The following is a 4,194-nucleotide window of genomic DNA, read 5'->3' as shown; positions in this document are numbered from 1 at the left end:
GTGTTTGACCGCATTGTCATGGTGACCGTAATCGGCGAGGTGGAGAATCAGGATGCCTACCTGCGTGAGATGCACCGCATCCTCAAGTCCGGAGGTATCCTTTCCATTTCCGAGCTGGCGGGAGACCCTGACAAACTCTCAATTGGTGAGGTCCGGCGCCTGTCTGAAACCCATGGTTTCCGATTGGATAAACTCTATGGTAGTGAAAAGAACTACACCATTAATTTCAGGAAATAGGCGAAGAGGCGAATGTCGACATGAAACCCACAGATCTTCTCGAACATCCGGAGGGCGGCCGTTTCCGTGAGATATTCCGCTCCGGTAGAAGCGTGCATACCCCGGCGGGAACAGTCCGCCCGGCCATGACTCACATCTATTTCTCGCTGAATCCCGGTGAGGTCAGCCGTTTCCACAGGGTATCTTCGGATGAAGTCTGGAACCTCTATCAGGGCGAGGGAATTCGGCTGTACACCTGGGACGGGACGGATTCGCCGGTGAAGCGTGTCACCTTGTCAGTCGCAAAAAACCGCTTCTGTCACGTGGTTCCGGCCGGAACCTGGCAGGCGGCCGAACCTTTGTCAGACACCGTTCTGGCGGGATGCACCGTGGCCCCGGGCTTCGAGTTCGCCGATTTTGAACTTCTGGAGCTTCAATCCGTAACGGCGCGTTCCATAATCGACTGCGATCCGGAAATGAGACGCTTGATTCATCCCGGAGGGGCACGGATTGACGGGCAAAGTCATCAACCTGAATGAAACGCATGAACACATGGAAGAGTTGCCGGCAACCCTGGAAGGGGTCCGCGGGTTCGGGTCTCAAAAATGAAAGTTGACAATCCGATTGGGAAAAAGGGGCCGGTGCGTGTAAACGCATAAACTCCGGCAGGCCGTGCTGTTGGGAAAGGGAAGCTGTCCTTGACAATTTGACGATAGAAAGAAGGTGGCAGGGAACAGGCGAGCCCGGCGAACAACCGAAGAGATAGTCGATTAACCGGGGTTACAGTTCGTTTCCAGCAGCCGGGTGATCGAGCGATTAAAGAATCCGAAAAAGCGTTGATCCCGTTCTTGACCCAAGTCCCTTACGGGCAGTTTCCCGCCCTTTTAAGCACCCTGAAGCCCGGCTCCTTTACGGCGAATTTCAACATCTGGCTACCGAAACCCAGGTGCTGTTTGAGGCTGATCTTGTTTAATTGATCGAAAATTTCCTTCGCCTTGCTGTCAGGTATGTGAGATTTAAAAATAATCCAAACCGTAGCACCCTTGGGATTCTCGGCGATCCATACATCTGCGATTGGTTCCGACAGATATTTCTCATCCTCCACCAGCTGAACCAGCCTTCCGTGCACGGTTTCCAGCTCCTTCCGGGTATACTGGTAATACGGCATCTGCATGACCGTCACTTCCATGTTTTCAGGTACGCCCGGCGGCAGAAAACGGTGATCGGGGTCGTTTTTGGCGGATGCATCGGATTCACCGGAATTTTTCCGGAACAGGCCCATATGATTCTCCTTTGCAGCAGGCTTGGTTATTGAATAAACTACAGGCATTTGGGAGGTGATTGTCAAAGTGCAAGAAGAAGGAAGAAGGTGGGATCGCTCTCTGCATGAATAGCGTGTAGGTTTACACATTTCAAATGTCAAAAAAACCAGAATAATAAACGAGATCGGGGTTAAGTCTTGCGCGGCAGGTTCCGGGCTGGGCGGAGGATTATTCGTGATGAGGGCGTCGAGGGGATGTGATGGGGGTCTCTATGAGATGTAATGATTGGCCCGTTATCTTCTGTCTCCTGTCACCTTTTGTCTTTTTGCTAATTCCGTGGCTACTTGTTAAAGAGAAGTTCGGTTTGCTTTAATTGGCGAGGTTCTTATTAAAGAAAGCGTCTGATTATTTTAATAACGAAGTTTCTTAATAAAGAAAAGTGCGCTATACTTTAATTAGACTCGAGAAAAAGTTCCGGGAGGGCGCATCATGGCGCGGGGAATGTCGGGAGAGTACGTGGTATCCAGGGTTGGCGGTGAAGAAGTGCGGGCATTCGTGCCGTTTCCCCTGCCGCCGCAACCGCCTCTGGACCTGTCGGGTTCATTGAACAAAAAACTGGAAAAGGCTCACTTGGCCCTGGGCCGATTGGACAGCATCACCTCGCTTTTGCCGGAACCGGGCATCTTCCTGTATACCTACGTTCGCCACGAAGCTGTCATGTCCTCCCAGATCGAAGGCACCCAGTCTTCCCTGGAACAATTGATGCTGTTTGAACTGAATGCCGCCCCGGGTGTACCCCTGAACGACGTCGCGGAAGTTTCCAATTACGTGGCCGCCATGACCCACGGCATGCAACTGCTGAAGAATGGGCTGCCCCTGTGCAACCGGGTGTTGCGTGAAATGCATGTAAAAATGTTGGCCGGAGGCAGGGGAAGCTCGAAATCTCCCGGGGAATTCCGCCGATCCCAGAACTGGATCGGCGGTATTCGTCCGGGGAAAGCCCATTTCGTGCCGCCGCCGCCCGACCGGGTGGAAGCATGCATGGCAGAATTTGAACGCTTCCTGCATGCGGATGATCTGCCCTTCGGCACCCTGGTTAAGGCCGCTTTGGCCCATGTGCAATTCGAGACCATTCACCCCTTCCTGGACGGAAACGGCCGAATCGGGCGCCTGCTGATATCCTTCATCCTGCACCAAGAAGGTGTTCTGGCCGAACCGCTGCTCTATCCCAGCTTGTATTTCAAGCAGAACCGGGATGAGTATTTCCACCGCCTGGATCAGGTCCGCAGCCGGGGGGAATGGGAGGGGTGGCTGAACTTTTTTCTGGAGGGTATAGAAAGAACCGCACATAACGCTGTAAATACGGCGCATAAACTGGAGAGCCTGTTTCAACGTGATCGGGGCAGCATTCGGAAAGCCGGTGGGCAGGCGTCCAGCACCTTGAGGGTGTTCAACCAATTGTGTCGACGGCCCCTGCTGACAATCAGTGAAGTCTCGAAACAGACGGGCCTTTCCGCACCCACTGTGACCAAAGCTGTAAACGCCCTGATTGACCTTGGTATCGTCCGCGAATTGACGGGGAAAAAGCGCAATCGGGTCTTCGGCTATCAGGGCTACATCACCATTCTGAATCAATGCGCAACGGAGCTTTGATCGGAAACCTGGTCGCCAATCACTCTTGCCCGATTGTTTTTCCGGAAGCAAAATAGAGCAAAAAAGCAAAATAGGGGTCGCGTCTCAACATTAAACAAAGAATTGAAAAATTGAGTTTGGTAGAAGAATGGTGTCAAGCCTTTCTTGCCTGTTTTGGCAACAGCCCGATTAAATAACACTTTTTGGAAAGAATGGGGGATGGTAGTTGAAATGGATCGGGTGATTGAAGGAGCGTGCCGATGATCGAGCCGGCGCCGAGGTGTGTGTGGTGAAGGTGACAGGTGACAGGAAGGCGGGAGACAGTCCCATCGCCTCTCGCTCCTCAGCGCGGTGATGCAGGTCTTGAGGAGATGTGACGGGGTTGTTGAAGCCTGGTGATTGGGTTACCGGCCGTGATCTTTTCGCGTCTCCAGGTGGGGGATTTTGTGTTTTCACCGCGGACTGATATCGAGGTTCCGGAAGAGTATCGCTAAGCCGATTCAATCCGGTTACCGGAGCCCAATGTCATACTGTACAGCACCGACCCCTTTCGTGCAAGATCAATGTTGCAGGTCGCCGTGTTGCAACTTCCCCGCCCTCAGGTCGTCGGCGTACCGGCGCAGCATGTCCACGGCCCGCGCCATGCGCGGTGCCGCCGCGCGCACAAACGCCCCTTCTTTGCCGTTTTCGGGAGGGTTTGCTTTGAATTTTTCCAGGGCGGCGGCGCCGTCGTAATCCACGAACGCCACACGGCCACCGAAATGGTCAGGGGGCAGCATGCAGGCGTCGCCGGTGACCGTGGCGATATGATAGGGATGGGCAAGCAGAGAGCGGCCCAGGGCGTTGGATGTATCGACTCCCTGGGCGCGCAGCCGGGGAGCCAGATCGTTGAGATCAATGAAAAAGTAAAAACCGCCGTGGGGAGAGGAAGCGTGAATGCCTTCTATTTTGTTGAACTCCCGGCTCAACCATGTTCCCATCATGCGATGGATACGTCGCGTCATAACGAAATAGGCCTCGATCTCCACGTTGCGTGCGTAGGCCGTGACCGCGGCGTATTGAACGGGCGTGGTCACGTTGGTGT

General features: G+C 53.9%; 4 protein-coding genes. 3 read left to right on the top strand and 1 reads right to left on the bottom strand.

Annotated elements, in window-relative coordinates; all coding sequences use genetic code 11:
* Nucleotides 1-237 carry a methyltransferase domain-containing protein gene (locus ENN40_04475; protein HDP94601.1) on the top strand — a complete coding sequence of 79 codons (237 nt, stop codon included), beginning with the start codon at nucleotides 1-3 and terminating at the stop codon, nucleotides 235-237.
* 20 nt (nucleotides 238-257) lie between these two features.
* Entirely contained in the window at nucleotides 258-755 is a 498-nt protein-coding gene (locus ENN40_04470) for a cupin domain-containing protein (protein HDP94600.1), read from the top strand.
* Between the two features lie 323 nt (nucleotides 756-1,078).
* Here ENN40_04470 and ENN40_04465 read toward each other — a convergent pair whose 3' ends face one another.
* The gene (locus ENN40_04465; GenBank protein HDP94599.1) at nucleotides 1,079-1,498 is read right to left on the bottom strand and encodes a hypothetical protein; all 420 of its coding nucleotides are present in this window, start codon (nucleotides 1,496-1,498) and stop codon (nucleotides 1,079-1,081) included.
* Nucleotides 1,499-1,967: 469 nt separating this feature from the next.
* On the opposite strand from ENN40_04465, the gene ENN40_04460 reads away from it, so the two are divergent.
* Nucleotides 1,968-3,131 (top strand): Fic family protein, encoded by a 1,164-nt coding sequence (locus ENN40_04460; protein HDP94598.1) that lies wholly within the window; start codon nucleotides 1,968-1,970, stop codon nucleotides 3,129-3,131.
* Nucleotides 3,132-4,194 lie beyond the last annotated feature (1,063 nt).

The sequence above is a fragment of the Candidatus Aminicenantes bacterium genome (genome assembly GCA_011049425.1).
In the GTDB taxonomy this organism is placed as follows: Bacteria; Acidobacteriota; Aminicenantia; order UBA2199; family UBA2199; genus UBA876.
Note: the sequence above shows the minus strand (reverse complement) of the source record. Positions and strands in the feature narration are given on the sequence as shown.

Coding starts and splice junctions, on each gene's coding strand:
- ENN40_04465 (HDP94599.1), bottom strand. CDS start 1,498: ATGGGCCTGTTCCGGAAAAATTCCGGTGAATCCGATGCATCCGCCAAA.
- ENN40_04470 (HDP94600.1), top strand. CDS start 258: ATGAAACCCACAGATCTTCTCGAACATCCGGAGGGCGGCCGTTTCCGT.
- ENN40_04460 (HDP94598.1), top strand. CDS start 1,968: ATGGCGCGGGGAATGTCGGGAGAGTACGTGGTATCCAGGGTTGGCGGT.